Genomic DNA, 15,928 nt, shown 5'->3' with positions numbered 1-15,928 from the left:
CAGATGCGTATAAATAGGTTCGTGTTCCTCAACCGTCCCATACTTAGCCTAGAGATTCATCTTGGCGTAACCGCTTCGCCGCAAACCCCGTTTCCCACGGACTTCGTCACTTTGCCAGTGTCCAGCAAGTCACCGCCGCTTCGGCTCACTTCCCCTCGTAGCAGAGGAAGGGCGAGTGCTCGAAATTACTTCTTTTCGAGTTCGCATTCCAAAACATGCTCAAGTAACATAAGCGCCAAGATGCGACTGATGTTAACTGGGCGTACTGTAGGTAATATCTGACATCCACACTTGTCCTGGCTTCTGAGCAACAAATGTCTGATTCAGCACATTGTCCTGAACTGGATCATTATGTTTTGAATTGGTCGTTGCCTTATACTTGCGCACACGGGATTTCAGCCCTTCCTCTCGCATTATACGAGAGACCGTCTTTTGCGAAACCCGGATTCCCTCTCTTCGTCACACCTGTGTGATTTTGGGGCTCCCGTAAAGTCGTCGCGACTGCACATAGATCTCATAGATTCGCCCTGTGAGCTCCTTGCGACGGCGGGAGCGTTCGCTCTCCGGTCGCTTTAGCCACTGATAATAACCGCTTCGAGATACGTCGAGCAGTTTGCACATCTTCTGGACCGAAAACTCGAAGCGGTGTTCATGGATGAACTGGTACCTTACTTCCGATCGTTGGTGAAGATGCGCATTGCTTTTTTTAAGATCGCATTCTCCTCCTCCAAATCACGAATGCGTTTTTGCATATCTCGCAATTCCTTGTCGTCCGGTTTCAGGTTTCCGCTGCCGATGAAAGCATTCTTCGGGTCGTCCTTATACTGCGCAACCCACCCGTATAATGTTTTCGAAGAAATCCTCAACTCACGAGCGATTTGGGTAATGGGCTTTCCCGACTCCAAAATCAACTGCACGGTATTTAATTTGAATTCTTTATCATATTGCTTCTGTTGAGCCATTCTGCACACCTCGAATTGAAATCACCTTATTCTTACATTCTCGATTCGTTGTGTCCACTATTAAGTCTAGCAACATGATGTCACCCAGTGCGTCTACTGAATTTACACCATTATACGGACTCAACTTCTTCGAACGTAGAGTAAAAGCACCCGGAATAATCATTGTCACTTACCCGGAAAAATTGTGTAAAAATACCTATGATCGTCGTGTAGGTAGATTCATAGAAACCCTTTGAAGGAACATGCCGCAGGTTGCACCAACTAGTGCCCCCATGACGATGCCGAAGCTCTCCATACTCAACCTATCTGCGAGTACAGATAACCCTGCACCCAAAATCGCTGCGATAAAATAAGGGATAGAGCGATTTCCCAGCATCAACAAAGCTACAAATAGCGCTGGCAAGGCAAAACTAAGAATATCCGAAACAACAGAGGGTACAACCTTGCCAATGCTCGCGCCGATAATCGTTCCGAGAAGCCATGAGATGTAACAAATATAAGTAAACGTGACCTGGTACGCTGGTAGCGGAGTTTCGGTAATGAAGCGGCTGCTCGTGACAGCAAATACCTCGTCTGTGAGCCCGAACGCCGACAGCCATCGTTTTGGTTCCGACCATTTCATGAAGGAAGGGCCAAGTGTTGTTCCGTAGAGGAAGTGTCTTAGATTGACTAACAGGACAGTAATGACTGTCGATGTTGGTGATGTACCAGATAATGCTAGGCTTACCAACATAAACTGGGCGCTTCCTGCGTAAATCCACGCTGAGATGAGAATAGTGATTGCCCAAGGAATACCACCGCTAGTGGCAATAACACCAAAGGTCATGGATATTGGGAAGTATGCCGAAACGATTGGAATTGCATCTCGTATGCCTTTATCATATGGTGAACGCTCCATGCATCTATCACCTCAGATCCAATAACGAAGTATAGCGAAACATCCAACTCCGACGGCCACTGTTAACAATAGGTTTCGACTGAACCAACCCACAACCGCAGTTGGAACAGTGGCAATTAGAGTCGGGTTGTGTAGTTGTGAGTTCCAATCACTTTCTGGGGATAGAAGTAGAGGTCCGAGCAAAGCACCTAAAACGGCAGGTGTCACGAATGACAACCATTTGTGGACCCAATCTGGCCACTTGATTCGACTGCCACTGCTGAGTGACCCTGCTCGAATTAAATATGTCCCTGCGCCAATGAGAATCGTTTCGAAGAACAGAGAATTCATGAACATCGACCTCTCTACGTGTAGTATGGAAGTGTAGCGTTATCGATGAAGCGAATTGTATCATAACATATATTTGTATGCTATAATATATTTCAAGGAGGGTGCTTATGGATATGGATTATCTAACGCAACACATTGGAAAGGTGTTGCGAACAATTCGTAGAGAGCGAAGCCTGACGCTGGATGATCTGGCGAAATTGACAGGAGTCAGTAAGCCGATGCTAGGTCAAATTGAACGTGGGGAATCTAATCCTACTGTCGTCACCCTGTGGAAAATTGCAAACGGATTGCAGATTCCTTTTTCATCGTTCCTTCAGGATGTTGACCAACCGCAGGTTACTGTGATCCTTCAACAGGATCAACCCATTGTGCTCGACGATGATGGTAATTATGTGGTGAGAAACGTTCTGGCCATAAGCAATCCGCAACCTGCTGACTTATATGAATCACGACTTTTACCGGGATGCTCGCATTCAGCCGACGCTCATGGGGTCAACGTTACCGAGGGGATTTGGGTAAAGAACGGTCAATTAACACTTCTGCTAGAACAGCAGGAGTATGTATTGGGGCAAGGAGATTCAGTTCACTTCCAAGCTGATGTTCGTCACACCTATGTGAACAAAGGGGGCTTGCCTTGTGAATTTCTCGTCATGCTTGTGTATTTGCATTCGAATGATTTAAAGTTGCCTTAGACACGCATAGAAACAGTTTGACATGGTGTACCATTTGATCAATAAGCACTTGAAAATGCACAAGCGGAAGTATTCACTACGCTGGGTTCAATCTTCAGCAAGCTTACGTGCTTTGCTATGATGAATCAATCATGCTTTCGAATAATGTCGATGCGTCCCCTTGATGAGGGTTACGCGTATTAATGATCGGAGGAGTAACAATGGGAATTCAAAGTGATTGGATTCGATATGGATTGGATCAAGAGTATTTGGGTTATGTGGCTTCGCCTGACCATGTGTCAGAACCTTTGGAAGCGATTATTGTCATCCAGGAGATTTGGGGTGTGGACGAACACATTCAGGATGTGGTGCGAAGGTTTGCAAGTGCGGGTTACGTTGCGTTCGCCCCTGATTTATATGCAAAGCATGGGGATCGACCGAGTTCCCTTGCTGCTGGACGGATCGAACAGATCAAGGGTTTTCTTGACTCTCTGCCACCTACAGTATGGCATAATCCAGAAGAGCGTGAAGCAGCCTTAAATCGCCTGCCATCCAATCAAAAAATGGATATTAGCGAAACATTTAGAGTTTTATTTGGTGGGCTACATCTAGAACAATACCTACCACAGTTAGTACAGACCTCGTTGTTTTTGCGCAATCAATACTCGAAAACGGTAGGCAAAGGGGTTGCTTCAGTTGGTTTTTGTATGGGGGGGAGTCTCTCTGCATTGCTTGCCTGTCACGATCCTGAATTGCGCGGGGCGGGGATCTTTTATGGTAGTGCACCTAAAGAGGATCTGATTTCTAAGATTCAGTGTCCTGTCGTTGGTTTTTACGGTGAAGAGGATAAGCGGATCACAGATGGGGTTGAAGGATTTGCTAGTGCAATGAAATCAGCTGGGAAGTCTTTTGAATTCCACATTTATAAAGGAGCCAATCACGCCTTTTTTAATGATACACGGAGTTCCTACCATGTACTTTCAGCAAGGGATGCCTATTTCCGTATGTTGCAGTTTTTCCACCAAGTGCTCTCATAGGGGAGTAAATACAATCATATGGCCGTGTGGTTTGTATGACCCATGATGAATTTGACTTTAGGCAGACAGACGGGGAATTAGGTCATGGATTGAGCGTTTTAAACAACGTGTACCTCATATTTGACGTAATCCCCGGAGTTTGCTTGAAACCAAATTCTCCAAACGTTTTTATGGTGATCTTCCTGCACATCATTGGTTTGTAGACTATACAGCGAGGCGAATGATGCGATTGCATCGCTCACAGTATTTGCGACAACTTTTTCATAGAAAGGAACTACAGTCGCTGTGCTGTCTTGATAAAGAAGCCAAAAGGTAAATGACATGTTACTCACGGCACAGTCATCCATTTTTCTGAGGTAAAGTCATAAAATTTTATGATTCGTGCGGGATTTCCAGCAATTACACTGTAGCTGGGTACGTCTTTTACTACGACTGAATTGGCCCCTATCATTACGTGGTTTCCAATTGTCACACCTGGCCCTATAAAAGATCCGACACCGATTAGGACATCATCGCCGATGTGTACGGGTTTTGCCTCCGTTAATCCAGAGATAAGGATAGGAACAGATGGATCTTCGTATGAATGTCCAACATCTGCTATAAATACACGCTCACCGATAAGGCAGCTATGACCGATGGTAATATTTGAAGCACAGGAAACACCAAAAAAGCGTCCGATTTGCGAATTGTCACCAATTGTCAGTCGTGAGCCTGGTCTTGGGAAAGAGAGCCACGCATGTTCTGCAATAAAAACATTTTCCCCGTATACAATCTCTCCATAACCATAAACGGCATACGGTTGATTGATTTTTACGTTCGCCAAGTTTATCACCTCTAAAGTAACCTATGCGCTCCATCAAAGATAACTCCTCACAAACGCTGATCATGTTAACAAATTGGCTCATTAACTATCGAAGGGTTTTCACGTATGGCTGTGGCTTTGTATTAACTTGTTTTTAACGCGATTTGTCGCGCTGCGAGTTTGTTTTTTATCCACAGTATGACAAGGAGGAGAAAGGGAAGGAGGATCAGTGCGCCGCACAGTGTATAAAGCAGTAGAATTTGTTCGACTCGCACATGTTGCTTTGCGATCAGATAAGCGATCCCTGCAAGTAAGGCAAACAATAGCGCCATAACGATCCTTAAAAAGGTCGAGCGCACTTGTTTTTGCTTTGGGGGAAAAAGCAGATCAAAGCCGAGTCGAAAATACAAGGTTGTGCGAATATAGGTGCCAAAGGTCATGAGCATGAGTCCGTAGATATCGAAGCGATCGACGATAAAGAGATGAATGATGCGCGTCGTCTCTTCCGTCGGATAGGTAAGCATGGAGGCGAAGCCAAGGCCAAAAAGTGAGATGACGCCCATAGTCGGTGTGATCGTCATGAATGCATTGATTGCGATACTGATGATCCAGAGCTTTAAGTACACAGGAGGATTTGTGTCTTCAAATGGTAGGGTAAGTAAAAATAACAGTTCTGCCCACATGCTGAGTACAACCCAAACGCCTAAGCCCACTGGTTTGAGTCCAAACTCTAAAAAGGGCAGCCACTCGCCAAAATCTTTCATCGGAGAGCTCATCATCGTGACTGTTGAACCTGTAAATAAGCTGGAGATGCCCAGTACAATGGCAGTTTGGAGGATCACTTTTGTTCCTTTGAAGATGGCGTAAAGGCAGAAAAGGGCAAAGAACAGCACAAGTGCGAAGGTCGGAGTCTCCGGGAAAAAGGAAATTTGGATAAAGTCGACGAGAAATGCGATGGAACTCATAGAAAGAAACAACAAATATAACGCGAGAACGAGTGTGAGAACAAATCCAAGTGGTCGTCCTAGCAGTTTTTTCGCAAGTGCAGGAAACGTTGCTTGAGGATCTTCTTTACGCACGCGCCAGATTGCATAAACGAGGGCTGCTGCCAAAGGGGTGGTGATTAACACAGCTAGCCACTCGTCCCGTCCCACGGTGCGTACGAGTAAGGAGACAAGTACAGCGTGGCCGATGATTGGTAGGGTTATCATGGTGGCAAAAAAGGATTCCCAACGACTCGCCTTTTCAAGTGGCATACGGTGTTACCCTCCTTTTTATCGCGAATATCGCGGATTGTTCTCATTTCGGTAAGGAAATAGAAGGGACGGACAGCGGTAGATGCGGATAGATGGAACGAATCAATCCAGGATGTTGGATGACGACATCGACCCTTGTTGTGATTTTGGCGTGTGCAAATGCCTCATCCCAGTGCGACTGTAGTTTGTGCCAGAGTTTTGGATGGGTACGGTAAATGTGAAGTCCAACGCCTAATAAATCTGTTTTTTGGTGTTGCAACGTGCGTACTGTATCACAGAGAATATCTTGTGCTTGTTTGGCAATCGCCTGTTCCATCTCGCGGTTCGCCGCAGGCTGATCCATATCTTGGCCTGTCGCATCTTCTGCAACGGTTCCTTTTAAGTGCACGGCAAAGTGTACAAGTAATCGATTATGGGCAAACAGGGTATGCATGTCCGTCTTTTCCCCTGTTACTTCTAGCGCCTGACGCCTGTGTGTGACAGGAGAAAACGTGTCAATTGCCCCGCCCATCTCCTTATTGATTAGCCATACGAGCCCTTGGGTTTGTTTTGTGTTCAGTTCTCCAACCATGTGGTCGTGGTTGATCACCGCTGTGCCAGAGTATTCGACGATTTGACCTGACTGAGCGCTTTTTATTCGCAACATCGGTAAATAAGCGGTATTGGTCGGCTCAAAAAGGTTTTTTAAGAATTCTAAGATGGTTGGCGTAGTGTAATTTGAGATAAATCTAATGTTTTCAGCACCTGTGGAAAGTGGAAATTCCGCACTTGCGCTGGTTTGATTGGCACTCGATTGTTCGAGCACTTCTTCAACGGAATCCGGTGTGACAAAGAGATAGGCGATAAGTCGTGGCTGCTGATCGCGCACCCACGTATCAAGAAGCCAAAATAGATCCTCTTTTGCTACTTGGTCACTGATTACGAGCGATTTTGCATGGGTGAAGATCAAACGGCGCTTTACGTCGCGAATCATGTTGCGCTCGATGCTCAGTACTGTATGCCCTGATTTGGTAAATAAAATGCGGTTGCTTTTATTTGCGGAAGCGGAGCCTTGCGTGTTTTTCCCACTGATCACTTCTACTGTCAAACGATACGTTTGACGTTTTACTTTTTCTATGCCAAGGCCTGAGACGATCGCAGCGTCGCGCAACTCAAGACTGCTCCAGCACCCTGTAAGCGGCAAAGACAAGAGAAGAGAGAGTGCGATCAGAAGCAGGGAGTGGATTTTCATGGATTCTTTTCATCTCTTGGCAGATGGTCAATGCGTTTTGGTTGTAATGTGGGAATGCTTTCTGGCCGCATTTTGTTCAGGCGAACAGAGACACGCACGAGGGTATCTTTCCAGTCCCGAAAATGCAGGGGAGCGATTGGTGCCATATAAGGGACGCCAAGAGATCGTAGTGTGACCATGTGTGTAATCGTCGCTACTGTCACCATAAAGAGACCAAAAAGGCCAAAAATACTCACAGCAATGAGATTGAAAATTCGCAGCAGAGAGACCACATCGGCTATTGGCGTCAGCAAAAAACTGGCGATGACGGATACGGCGACGACAATGATAGAAGGGGCACTCACGAGTCCTGCCTGCACGGAGACCTGGCCGAGAATCAAAGCGCCGACGATGCTTACTGCTGAGCCTACGGTTTTTGGCAAGCGCACTCCCGCTTCACGAACCACTTCGAACATGACGAGCATGACGACGATTTCAAAAACGATGGGAAAAGGAGCTTTTTCGTTTGCTCCTTGAAAGTTAGGCAGTAAGGCGACGGGGATCATTTCCTTGTGAAAATTAAGCGCTGCGATAAAGAGTGCAGGGGTATAGATGCTGATAAAAAAGCTGATAAAGCGCAATAGACGAATAAAAGATACATAATATGGGCGAGAACTATAGTCTTCAGGACTCTGAAAAGCTTCGATGAATAAGTGGGGACCATAGAGGATCGTTGGATCACCGTCGACGAGAATGAGGATACGCCCTTCTGCCAGTAGCGCTGCTGCGCGATCCGGTTTTTCGGTATTACCAACGGTAGTAAAGATCGTCCAGGGATCTGCCTCGATCATTTGTTCGATGTCGCCAGAACTGTTGATGCTGTCGACTTTGATCTGTTGTAACTTTTGTAAGGCGGTGTGAATCATCGCGGGTGCTGTGAGACCATCAATAAATGCGACGACTACTTGTGTGTGAGTGAGTGTGCCGATTGTAACAGACTGAAAGCGCAAGCGTGCGTCTTTGATGCGCTTGCGGATGAGAGCCATATTGGTGCTGATTGATTCGACAAAGCCTTCGTGGGAACCGCGAATGGTTGCTTCTGTACTTGGCTCTTCGATCGATCGTGCAGGTGTGCCGGGCGCAGAAATGACGAGTGCGCGGCTGAGACCGTCAAAAAAGAAGGCGACGCCCCCTTGCACAACTTGTTCGAGACAGGGTTCAAGTTGTGTGTAGGACGTGCCATTTTTAATAAAAATGCGTTGTTGAATTTCTTGAATTAGATTTTCTCGAGAAGAGAATGGCTGTTGGATCATGGGTTCGATGACATTTGTGTGAATCTGATTTAAGTCAATCAAAGATTGCACAGAAATACTTAAGACGGTGACACGACTGTGATCTGTTAAAATGAGGTCAAACTGATGCATATTGATATCTGCACTTGTGGCAAAGCGCATTTGGAGCAGATGGACGTTTTCTGTTAGATTATTTGTGATCTGATGGATAATCATGCGAATTGCTCACCTTCCGTCGCATTCGGCGTGCATTGTGTCCGATGTTGTGAAACAACACTTGATCTGGATGCACTTAGTTTGCACTTGTTTTCCATTATTATGCAAACAGAACGACGGTTGAGCAGGCAGAAAACTTATACGGGCGGCTGAACATCAAGTAATTCTCCAGATAAAATGTGCTGTACAGGCATTGCTTCTTCGCGCCAACTAGCAGGAGGGAGAGTTCCCCAAAAGGTCGCACGCTGAGGATGATTTAATTCCCAACGAATGGGTTCCCAGTCCGGATCGTTCGTAAAGTAATCTCCTGTATACAGTTCGGTGCGGTGACCATCTGGATCACGAACATAGACAAAAAATGCATTGGACGTCCCATGACGACCAGGAGCGCGTTCAATATTTTGGTGATAGCCGATACTTGCCAAATGGTCACAGGCGTCTAGAATCGTCTTTGCGTCATCAATCCAAAAACCAGTGTGATGGTAGCGTGGCCCAATTTCGCGGATCATTGCCAAGTCGTGAACGGAAGGCTTCCGGTGTAACCACGCGGCCCATAAGCGCTCTTTGGCTTCCCCTGAAACGGTATATTCTGAACAGCGGAATCCTAATTTTTCAGTGTACCACTGATATGCTTGGTCGATGTCTCGGACAAGACAATTTGCGTGGTCTATGCGTTTGATTTTGGCTCCGCGATGAAGATGAAAATTTTGCATCAGGGGTTTTACACGATCCATTTCACAGAAGAATTCGACAGGGAAACCCTGGGGATCTTGTATGCGCAAGGCACGACCTTGTCCTTGTTCCTCCCCTTTCTCAACCCAACGCAGCGGCAGTTTCTCAGCTAGAAAGAGCTCTTCGAGTTGCGCGAGTTCTGCTTCACTAGACACGCGATAAGCAAGGTGGTGCAAACTTGGTTGATCAGCTTGTCGCAATACGAGACAATGATGATTGGCATCGTCGATCGCGCGTAAAAAGAGTTGCTTATCATCGGAAGCGGTTTCGATCATTCCTAAACCTTCTACGTAAAAATGGCGTGCCTTTTCTAAATCAGTCACATTTAAACTTACATGATGCAGTCGGATGATATTAAAATCACTCATGCGATCCCCCTCTTTACTCTGCTGATTGACACAATCGATGTTGGTGTTTTTGGTTTTATGCATCTGTGCGTTTTAGGAAGTTTTGAATTTTCACCTTATAAGGCTCTTTGTTGTACCAATCGTAGTACGCACTCGCCATTCGGACCGGGTCGCCAAAGAAGTAATACTCATATAGCATCTGTCGCGTCCCAAAGGCACTCATGGAAACATCCCAAGCAAGTCGATATAATTGCACGCGGTCGTATCCATCAATCGCTGCTCCTTGATTGTATTTGCGCATCAAGTCGCCGATTTCTAAAGAAGCAAAATCTGCTTCTGTGGGAATTGCCATCAAACCGCTAGAACCTAAAATGCGAATAATTTCCGTCAAGCGCTGGTAGACTTTTGGATACCAGTTACGCGCAGTATTGAGTGGAGCAAAGTCTGGTGTCATGTTTCCGTATTGATCTATTTTTGCGTTTGCTTCAGATTGATGTAGAAGCGCTTTCATGATTTCCAAGGTAAGCATGACTTCGGTTGCTTTTTCTTTTACATGTTGAAATTGCGAAATGTTGATGGCATCAATGATACTAAGCACGATGCCTAGCACAAATTCTGTTTTTGCCATATTTTTTGTGACCACTTGATGAGTCATATGCATGACAGCATTCGTTTCAAAATAAGTACGATTGCATAAGTCGTGGTTGCCAGCAATAAATACGCGATCCCAAGGCACTAAAACGTCGTCAAACACCATAATGGCATCGCTTTCATCAAATCGTGAACCCATGGGATGATCCCAGTGACTTTTCCCGTAGTCAAAAGGTTCCCGGCAGATGAATTTGAGTCCGGGGGTATTGTTTGGAATAGCAAACGCGAGCGCATAGGGATCATCTTCACCTGTCGCCTTATTAAGTGTTGAAGGAAAAACGATGACTTCGTCCGTTACGCCCCCAAGTGTTGCAAGCAGGCGGGCACCACGTACGAGAATGCCATCTGCATTTTTTTCGACAATACGGGCAGATAGATAGGGATCCTTTTGGTTTGACTGATTTTTCGATCGATTTGCTTGGGGATGAATTAACGTATGTGTCAGACTTAAATCGTTCTCTCGACAGTACTCGTAATAGTTGCGAACATTTTCGCCAAACATCGGATTGTCTTGAGCAAAAAAGGAGGCGGCTGTGCCAAATGACATGACACTCGTATTTAAATAATCTGGTGATCGCCCCATCATGCCACCGGAAAAACTGGCCCACTCATAAATCATTTCTCTTCTGCGCCTAAGATCTTCTTTTGACTTTGGGGCGATGAATGACAATCCGACGAGATCTCCTGTCGAGGGGGACGTGTACAGCATTTTCTCTGATTTTTCATACTGCAAGTCATATAAATGACGCATACTTTGCACGATGTTACGAAAGGCAGGGTGTTCTGAAACTTTTTCTACCTTCTCGCCGTTAACCCAGACGTTATTTTGGGCTTGATTGAGCGCATCGACATATTGTTGTCCTGTTCTTGCTGGCATTCTTACCGCTCCTGTTCATAGAGTCTAGTTTGTAAAAGATCGGAATCGTGAAATGGACCGATCGATTGTAATAAGATGATTAAAATCTATCACCCCTTTTAAAACATTGAAAATACTTATAAAATTCGTTTTGCATATGTGAATCATATGGGACGTCTGAAAGGGGAAGTGAAATGGATATAAGACAACTGCGTTATTTTGTCACTATAGCAAAAGAAGGGCAAATTACTCGCGCGGCACAAAAACTTAATATGGCGCAACCCCCTTTAAGCCAACAACTCCGTCTATTGGAACAGGAATTAGCAACGGAACTCATTGAGCGCAAAGGGAGAAGTATAGAATTAACTGAGGCAGGGAGGGTCCTCTATCACAAGGGAGAACAGCTTTTACATCATCTTGAAGATATCGTTTTAGAGGTTAAGGAGACGGGAGAGGGGATCCGCGGCGTTTTGTCGATCGGGATCGTTATTTCTTGTCTTGCCGTTTTGCCTCAAAGATTGGTTGAATTTCGCGGGAAATATCCTTCTGTGTATTTCAAAATTCGTGAGGGTGACACGTCTACCTTGTCGATGCTTTTGAAAAATCGCAGCATTGAGTTGGCCATTGTACGACTTCCTTTATCCTCAGACGAATTTTCGCTGCTGCGCTTACCAGACGAACCGTACGTCTTATTATCTCCTGTCGATTGGAAAATTACGGAATCCTCTGTAAAATTACGCGAATTAGCAGAATTGCCCATGTTGCTCTTGCATCGTATCAGTGGGTCAGGGCAATTTGAACTCATCGTCAATGAATGTCGTAAAGCAGGCTTTGAACCTCACGCGATCACAGAGTGCGCTGATCCCACGATATTGATTACGCTTGTCGCCGCTGGACTTGGTGCGACAATTATCCCGAAGTCTACGGTTTCACTCTTTCCATTGCAAAATATTCGAATGACTCATCTAGAAGATTTTTCTGTACAATCTGAGGCAGCAGTCATTTGGTTAAAGGATCGGTATTTGTCAAAGCCTGCGGAACGCTTTATCGAGATGTTTGCAACAGATGGAAAATAAGAATTTAGAGAGGGTTCTCTTTCTCAGTTGATTTCACATCTGAAATCATATATGATTTCAGATGTGAAATAGCAGAGGAGTTGCCCGGCGTTGCTATTTTGCTAGAGATGGAGGTGAATAAAGTGACGACAGCTCTTGATTCAACCACGTTAAGACGTGTACTTGGGTTATTTGCGACAGGTGTCACTGTGATTGTAGCGGGAAGCGCAGAGCGTGCGCATGCGATGACAGCGAATTCATTTACGTCTGTTTCACTTGATCCACCACTAATCTTAATTTGTGTTCAGCACGCCAATAAAATGGCGGGGTTACTCGAGACTGGATCCCATTTTACGGTAAATTTTCTTGCGCAAGATCAGGAACAGATTTCGCGTTATTTTTCAGGAAATAAAAAAATGGGGGATACCCCTGATTTTGAACTTATTCCCTGGTGCGAAGGCAGTCGCCTTGCTGAGTGCCTCTGTTCGCTTTCATGTCAGGTGGAACATGTTTTTAGTGCAGGAGATCACGTGATTTTTTTAAGTCGCGTTCAGTCAATCTATGAAAAAGTCTCTGAACAGGCTCCGCTTTTGTTTTGGAAAGGACGTTATCAACAATTGGCTATGCGGGAGTGAACCTTGTAGTCAGGTTGATAAGCGTATATGATATTAAATATGGAAACGTACGAGAGCACACCAAACAAACAACAACAAGCGTATGAACAAATTAAATCCAACATTTTAAATGGTACCTACGGGGCTGGTTATCGCATCGTCGTCGATCGCATTGCACGAGAACTGGGGGTCAGCGCTATACCTGTGCGCGAAGCGGTCAGACGTTTAGAAGCGGAAGGGTTTGTTGAGTATGAACGGTTTAGCGGTGTTCGAGTCATTCGCATTGATGAGGTGACCTATGCACAATCGCTGCAGGTTCTTGCTGTTCTAGAAGGGTATGCGACAAGGTTGGCAAGTCGACATTTGACTGCAGAGAATTTACAAGATCTGCATGACATCACCAAGAAAATGGCGGTTTCGCGAGCCGATTTTGATTTGGCGACCTATGGCCATTTGAATCAACAATTTCACCAAATGATTTGTGAGAAATGTGCAAACAATTATTTGTTTTTAGAGTGGAAGACTGTTCAAGAACGTCTCAATGCATTGCGTACGAGTGTATTTATGCTGATTCCACACCGTGCTACAGATTCGATTGAGGAACATTTGCATCTGCTGTCGCTGATTGAAAAAAAAGCGGATGAACAAGAAATTGAACTCTATGCGAGAACACATAAACTTGCCACTTTGCAAGCGTTTGAAAAATGGAAACAACGAGGAGGAGCCACATGAAGCATGTTCGCTATCTCTATGCGGGGAGAGTTCATCACGGGACTGTTGTAGAAAATGACCTTTTACTTGACGAGTCGTCTCAGCCTGTTGACGTTTCCCAAATCACTTTTTTACCTCCCGTGGTTCCGGGAAATGTGATTGGTCTTGCACTGAATTACGCAGATCATGCTCAAGAACTCGGGTTAGAGCAACCGAAAGAACCGGTATTATTTTTAAAGTCGCCAAATACTTTCATTGGGCATCAATCTCCTGTCGTCTATCCCAAAGGGATCGACTATATGCATTACGAATGTGAGTTAGCTGTAGTGATTGGACGTTCCTGTCGCCATGTGAAGCGTGAGCAGGCAATGGAATTTATCAAAGGGTACACAATTGCAAATGATGTCACCGTACGCGACTATGTGGGGAATTTATACCGTCCACCGATTCGAGCAAAAGGGTTTGATTCTTTTGGCCCGATGGGGCCATATCTCGTTGATCGCGATGATCTATCTGATGTAAATAATTTGAAACTTCAAACTTTCGTGAATGGAGAATTGAGGCAAGAAGGCAATACTCGCGATCTTATTTTTCGAATTGATGAATTGATTGAATTTATCACTTCATTTATGACGTTACACGAAAATGACATGATTTGGACGGGAACACCCAAGGGAGTATCACACGTTTATCCGGGGGATGTAATGACGCTTTCAATTGAAGGGATTGGACAGCTAGAAAATCGGATTATCGCGGAGTGAGGAGTGGAAAAAGGTGAAAGAGACAATAGGTCGTGCACTGCATTTTATTGATGGTGAATTTCGCGAAGGGATCGCTGGAAAAAGCTTTCCAACCTTAAATCCAGTAACAAATGAAGAAATCACACAAGTGGCAGAGGGATTTGCTGAAGATATTGATGCGGCTGTAAAAGCTGCTCATCGCGCGTTTCACGAAGGTCCTTGGCATGATATGAAAGCGAAGGAACGTGCGCAGATCCTCTTGCGCATTGCGGATCTTATCGAGCGGCACGGAGAAGAGCTCGCGTATCGCGAGACACTTGACACGGGCTTGCCGATCAAGCAAACGCGTGGACAAACTGCGCGCGCAGCTGATAACTTTCGCTTTTTCGCAGAGATGACGACGCGTATGACTGGGGAAACCTATCCGGTCGATGAATCTTTTTTAAATTATACGATTCGTCGTCCAGTAGGGGTGGCTGGATTGATTACGCCTTGGAACACTCCGCTTATGCTAGCCACATGGAAAATTGCGCCTTGTTTAGCGACAGGGAACACGGCTGTGTTAAAACCAGCGGAATGGTCGCCGCTTACAGCGACAAAGTTAGCCGAGATCATTGCTGAGGCGGGTGTTCCTAAGGGTGTTTTCAATGTTGTACATGGCTTTGGCGAAACAGCAGGAGCGGCGCTTGTTGCTCATCCACTCGTACAATTGATCTCTTTTACGGGCGAAACGACGACAGGACAAGAAATTATTCGCAATGGGGCTACGACGTTAAAGCGGTTTTCCATGGAGTTAGGCGGAAAATCACCAGTCATCGTATTTGCGGATGCAGATCTTGATCGAGCGGTAGATGCGGTTATTTTTGGTGTTTTTTCGTTAAATGGGGAACGCTGTACAGCCGGCTCGCGACTTTTTGTCGAGCGCTCGATTCGTGAACAGTTCGAGAGCAAACTAGCGCAAAGAGTGCAAAAGATTCGAGTAGGGGACCCGTTTGATGAGGCGACAGAGGTAGGTCCATTGATCCATCGCAATCACTATTTGCGAGTGCAAGAGTATATTCGAATGGGTGAAGAAGAAGGTGCAAAGGCGGTTGTCGGCGGATTATCACCTACTGATCAGCAAGGGAATTTTGTACAACCAACCCTCTTTGTTGATACGAAAAACGACATGCGAATTGCACAGGAAGAGATTTTTGGCCCTGTTCTTGTTAGTATTCCTTTTGATACAGAAGAGGAAGCAGTTCGACTTGCCAATCAAATCCGTTATGGGTTGGCTGCCTACGTTTGGACACGTGATTTACAGCGTGCACATCGCATTTCACACGCAGTGGAGTCTGGCATGGTTTGGATTAATTCACAAAATGTCCGTGATTTGCGAACACCGTTTGGTGGTTCCAAAATGAGTGGAATCGGCCGCGAAGGTGGACACTACAGTTTTGAATTTTACACTGAGTTAAAGACGGTTCATGTAGCCTTAGGAGATCATCATATACCAAAATTCGGAAACTGAATGAAAGCAAATCTCGAATTCAGATGGAAAATTGCATT

The 15,928-nt window shown here is 45.4% G+C and carries 17 protein-coding genes and 2 pseudogenes; 7 read left to right on the top strand and 12 right to left on the bottom strand.

Features of this window, described 5'->3' with window-relative positions; all coding sequences use genetic code 11:
- Positions 1-267: 267 nt before the first annotated feature.
- From BM613_RS15785 to BM613_RS08525, 5 genes and pseudogenes are all read right to left on the bottom strand, one after another.
- Positions 268-387: pseudogene (locus BM613_RS15785) on the bottom strand (IS3 family transposase); the annotation flags it as partial.
- Between the two features lie 3 nt (positions 388-390).
- Positions 391-447 (bottom strand): annotated as a pseudogene (locus tag BM613_RS15780) (hypothetical protein); the annotation flags it as partial.
- A 221-nt stretch (positions 448-668) separates the two neighbouring features.
- Positions 669-962, bottom strand: coding sequence for a transposase (locus BM613_RS08535; RefSeq protein WP_109430758.1), 294 nt, complete (start codon positions 960-962; stop codon positions 669-671).
- Between the two features lie 196 nt (positions 963-1,158).
- A complete protein-coding gene (locus BM613_RS08530) occupies positions 1,159-1,860 on the bottom strand; it encodes an AzlC family ABC transporter permease (protein ID WP_109430757.1) in 702 nt (233 codons plus the stop codon).
- Between the two features lie 12 nt (positions 1,861-1,872).
- Positions 1,873-2,190: an AzlD domain-containing protein gene (locus BM613_RS08525; RefSeq protein ID WP_109430756.1), complete on the bottom strand. Its 318-nt coding sequence runs from the start codon at positions 2,188-2,190 to the stop codon at positions 1,873-1,875.
- 107 nt (positions 2,191-2,297) lie between these two features.
- On the opposite strand from BM613_RS08525, the gene BM613_RS08520 reads away from it, so the two are divergent.
- On the top strand, positions 2,298-2,882 hold the full coding sequence (locus BM613_RS08520; protein ID WP_109430755.1) for a helix-turn-helix domain-containing protein: 585 nt from the start codon (positions 2,298-2,300) through the stop codon (positions 2,880-2,882).
- 200 nt (positions 2,883-3,082) lie between these two features.
- A complete protein-coding gene (locus BM613_RS08515; protein ID WP_109430754.1) occupies positions 3,083-3,898 on the top strand; it encodes a dienelactone hydrolase family protein in 816 nt (271 codons plus the stop codon).
- 98 nt (positions 3,899-3,996) lie between these two features.
- Here the strand turns inward: BM613_RS08515 and BM613_RS08510 are convergent, their stop codons facing one another.
- The 7 genes from BM613_RS08510 to hpaB all read right to left on the bottom strand — a co-directional run bounded on the left by BM613_RS08510 (position 3,997) and on the right by hpaB (position 11,281).
- On the bottom strand, positions 3,997-4,230 hold the full coding sequence (locus BM613_RS08510) for a hypothetical protein (RefSeq protein ID WP_109430753.1): 234 nt from the start codon (positions 4,228-4,230) through the stop codon (positions 3,997-3,999).
- Positions 4,227-4,721, bottom strand: coding sequence for an acyltransferase (locus tag BM613_RS08505; protein WP_245926317.1), 495 nt, complete (start codon positions 4,719-4,721; stop codon positions 4,227-4,229). The genes BM613_RS08510 and BM613_RS08505 overlap by 4 nt, the downstream gene beginning before the upstream one ends.
- Positions 4,722-4,843: 122 nt before the next feature.
- Positions 4,844-5,956: an endospore germination permease gene (locus BM613_RS08500; protein WP_109430751.1), complete on the bottom strand. Its 1,113-nt coding sequence runs from the start codon at positions 5,954-5,956 to the stop codon at positions 4,844-4,846.
- A 43-nt stretch (positions 5,957-5,999) separates the two neighbouring features.
- Complete coding sequence (locus BM613_RS08495; RefSeq protein ID WP_109430750.1) at positions 6,000-7,187, bottom strand: Ger(x)C family spore germination protein; 1,188 nt, start codon at positions 7,185-7,187, stop codon at positions 6,000-6,002.
- Positions 7,184-8,674: a spore germination protein gene (locus tag BM613_RS08490; RefSeq protein ID WP_109430749.1), complete on the bottom strand. Its 1,491-nt coding sequence runs from the start codon at positions 8,672-8,674 to the stop codon at positions 7,184-7,186. Before BM613_RS08490 ends, BM613_RS08495 begins: the two co-directional genes overlap by 4 nt.
- 137 nt (positions 8,675-8,811) lie before the next feature.
- Complete coding sequence (gene hpaD, locus BM613_RS08485; RefSeq protein WP_109430748.1) at positions 8,812-9,774, bottom strand: 3,4-dihydroxyphenylacetate 2,3-dioxygenase; 963 nt, start codon at positions 9,772-9,774, stop codon at positions 8,812-8,814.
- Between the two features lie 55 nt (positions 9,775-9,829).
- A complete protein-coding gene (gene hpaB / locus BM613_RS08480) occupies positions 9,830-11,281 on the bottom strand; it encodes a 4-hydroxyphenylacetate 3-monooxygenase, oxygenase component (RefSeq protein WP_109430747.1) in 1,452 nt (483 codons plus the stop codon).
- A gap of 173 nt (positions 11,282-11,454) precedes the next feature.
- On the opposite strand from hpaB, the gene BM613_RS08475 reads away from it, so the two are divergent.
- From BM613_RS08475 to hpaE, 5 genes are all read left to right on the top strand, one after another.
- Positions 11,455-12,336 (top strand): LysR family transcriptional regulator, encoded by an 882-nt coding sequence (locus BM613_RS08475; protein WP_109430746.1) that lies wholly within the window; start codon positions 11,455-11,457, stop codon positions 12,334-12,336.
- 122 nt (positions 12,337-12,458) lie between these two features.
- Positions 12,459-12,950: a flavin reductase family protein gene (locus BM613_RS08470; protein WP_245926316.1), complete on the top strand. Its 492-nt coding sequence runs from the start codon at positions 12,459-12,461 to the stop codon at positions 12,948-12,950.
- 39 nt (positions 12,951-12,989) lie between these two features.
- Positions 12,990-13,661: a GntR family transcriptional regulator gene (locus BM613_RS08465; protein ID WP_181362987.1), complete on the top strand. Its 672-nt coding sequence runs from the start codon at positions 12,990-12,992 to the stop codon at positions 13,659-13,661.
- Positions 13,658-14,401: a fumarylacetoacetate hydrolase family protein gene (locus BM613_RS08460; protein WP_109430743.1), complete on the top strand. Its 744-nt coding sequence runs from the start codon at positions 13,658-13,660 to the stop codon at positions 14,399-14,401. The genes BM613_RS08465 and BM613_RS08460 overlap by 4 nt, the downstream gene beginning before the upstream one ends.
- 13 nt (positions 14,402-14,414) lie before the next feature.
- Positions 14,415-15,890, top strand: coding sequence for a 5-carboxymethyl-2-hydroxymuconate semialdehyde dehydrogenase (gene hpaE, locus BM613_RS08455; RefSeq protein WP_109430742.1), 1,476 nt, complete (start codon positions 14,415-14,417; stop codon positions 15,888-15,890).
- Positions 15,891-15,928 lie beyond the last annotated feature (38 nt).

Source organism: Sulfoacidibacillus thermotolerans (genome assembly GCF_003144315.1).
In the GTDB taxonomy this organism is placed as follows: Bacteria; Bacillota; Bacilli; order Alicyclobacillales; family SLC66; genus Sulfoacidibacillus; species Sulfoacidibacillus thermotolerans.
The sequence above is the reverse complement of the archived record's forward strand: the minus strand, read 5'-3'. Positions and strand labels throughout refer to the sequence as shown.

What these genes read in the sequence shown, in the direction of transcription:
- BM613_RS08535 (WP_109430758.1), bottom strand. Translation starts at nt 962, where the DNA reads ATGGCTCAACAGAAGCAATATGATAAAGAATTCAAATTAAATACCGTG.
- BM613_RS08530 (WP_109430757.1), bottom strand. Translation starts at nt 1,860, where the DNA reads ATGGAGCGTTCACCATATGATAAAGGCATACGAGATGCAATTCCAATC.
- BM613_RS08525 (WP_109430756.1), bottom strand. Translation starts at nt 2,190, where the DNA reads ATGAATTCTCTGTTCTTCGAAACGATTCTCATTGGCGCAGGGACATAT.
- BM613_RS08520 (WP_109430755.1), top strand. Translation starts at nt 2,298, where the DNA reads ATGGATATGGATTATCTAACGCAACACATTGGAAAGGTGTTGCGAACA.
- BM613_RS08515 (WP_109430754.1), top strand. Translation starts at nt 3,083, where the DNA reads ATGGGAATTCAAAGTGATTGGATTCGATATGGATTGGATCAAGAGTAT.
- BM613_RS08500 (WP_109430751.1), bottom strand. Translation starts at nt 5,956, where the DNA reads ATGCCACTTGAAAAGGCGAGTCGTTGGGAATCCTTTTTTGCCACCATG.
- BM613_RS08495 (WP_109430750.1), bottom strand. Translation starts at nt 7,187, where the DNA reads ATGAAAATCCACTCCCTGCTTCTGATCGCACTCTCTCTTCTCTTGTCT.
- BM613_RS08490 (WP_109430749.1), bottom strand. Translation starts at nt 8,674, where the DNA reads ATGATTATCCATCAGATCACAAATAATCTAACAGAAAACGTCCATCTG.
- hpaD (WP_109430748.1), bottom strand. Translation starts at nt 9,774, where the DNA reads ATGAGTGATTTTAATATCATCCGACTGCATCATGTAAGTTTAAATGTG.
- hpaB (WP_109430747.1), bottom strand. Translation starts at nt 11,281, where the DNA reads ATGCCAGCAAGAACAGGACAACAATATGTCGATGCGCTCAATCAAGCC.
- BM613_RS08475 (WP_109430746.1), top strand. Translation starts at nt 11,455, where the DNA reads ATGGATATAAGACAACTGCGTTATTTTGTCACTATAGCAAAAGAAGGG.
- BM613_RS08465 (WP_181362987.1), top strand. Translation starts at nt 12,990, where the DNA reads ATGGAAACGTACGAGAGCACACCAAACAAACAACAACAAGCGTATGAA.
- BM613_RS08460 (WP_109430743.1), top strand. Translation starts at nt 13,658, where the DNA reads ATGAAGCATGTTCGCTATCTCTATGCGGGGAGAGTTCATCACGGGACT.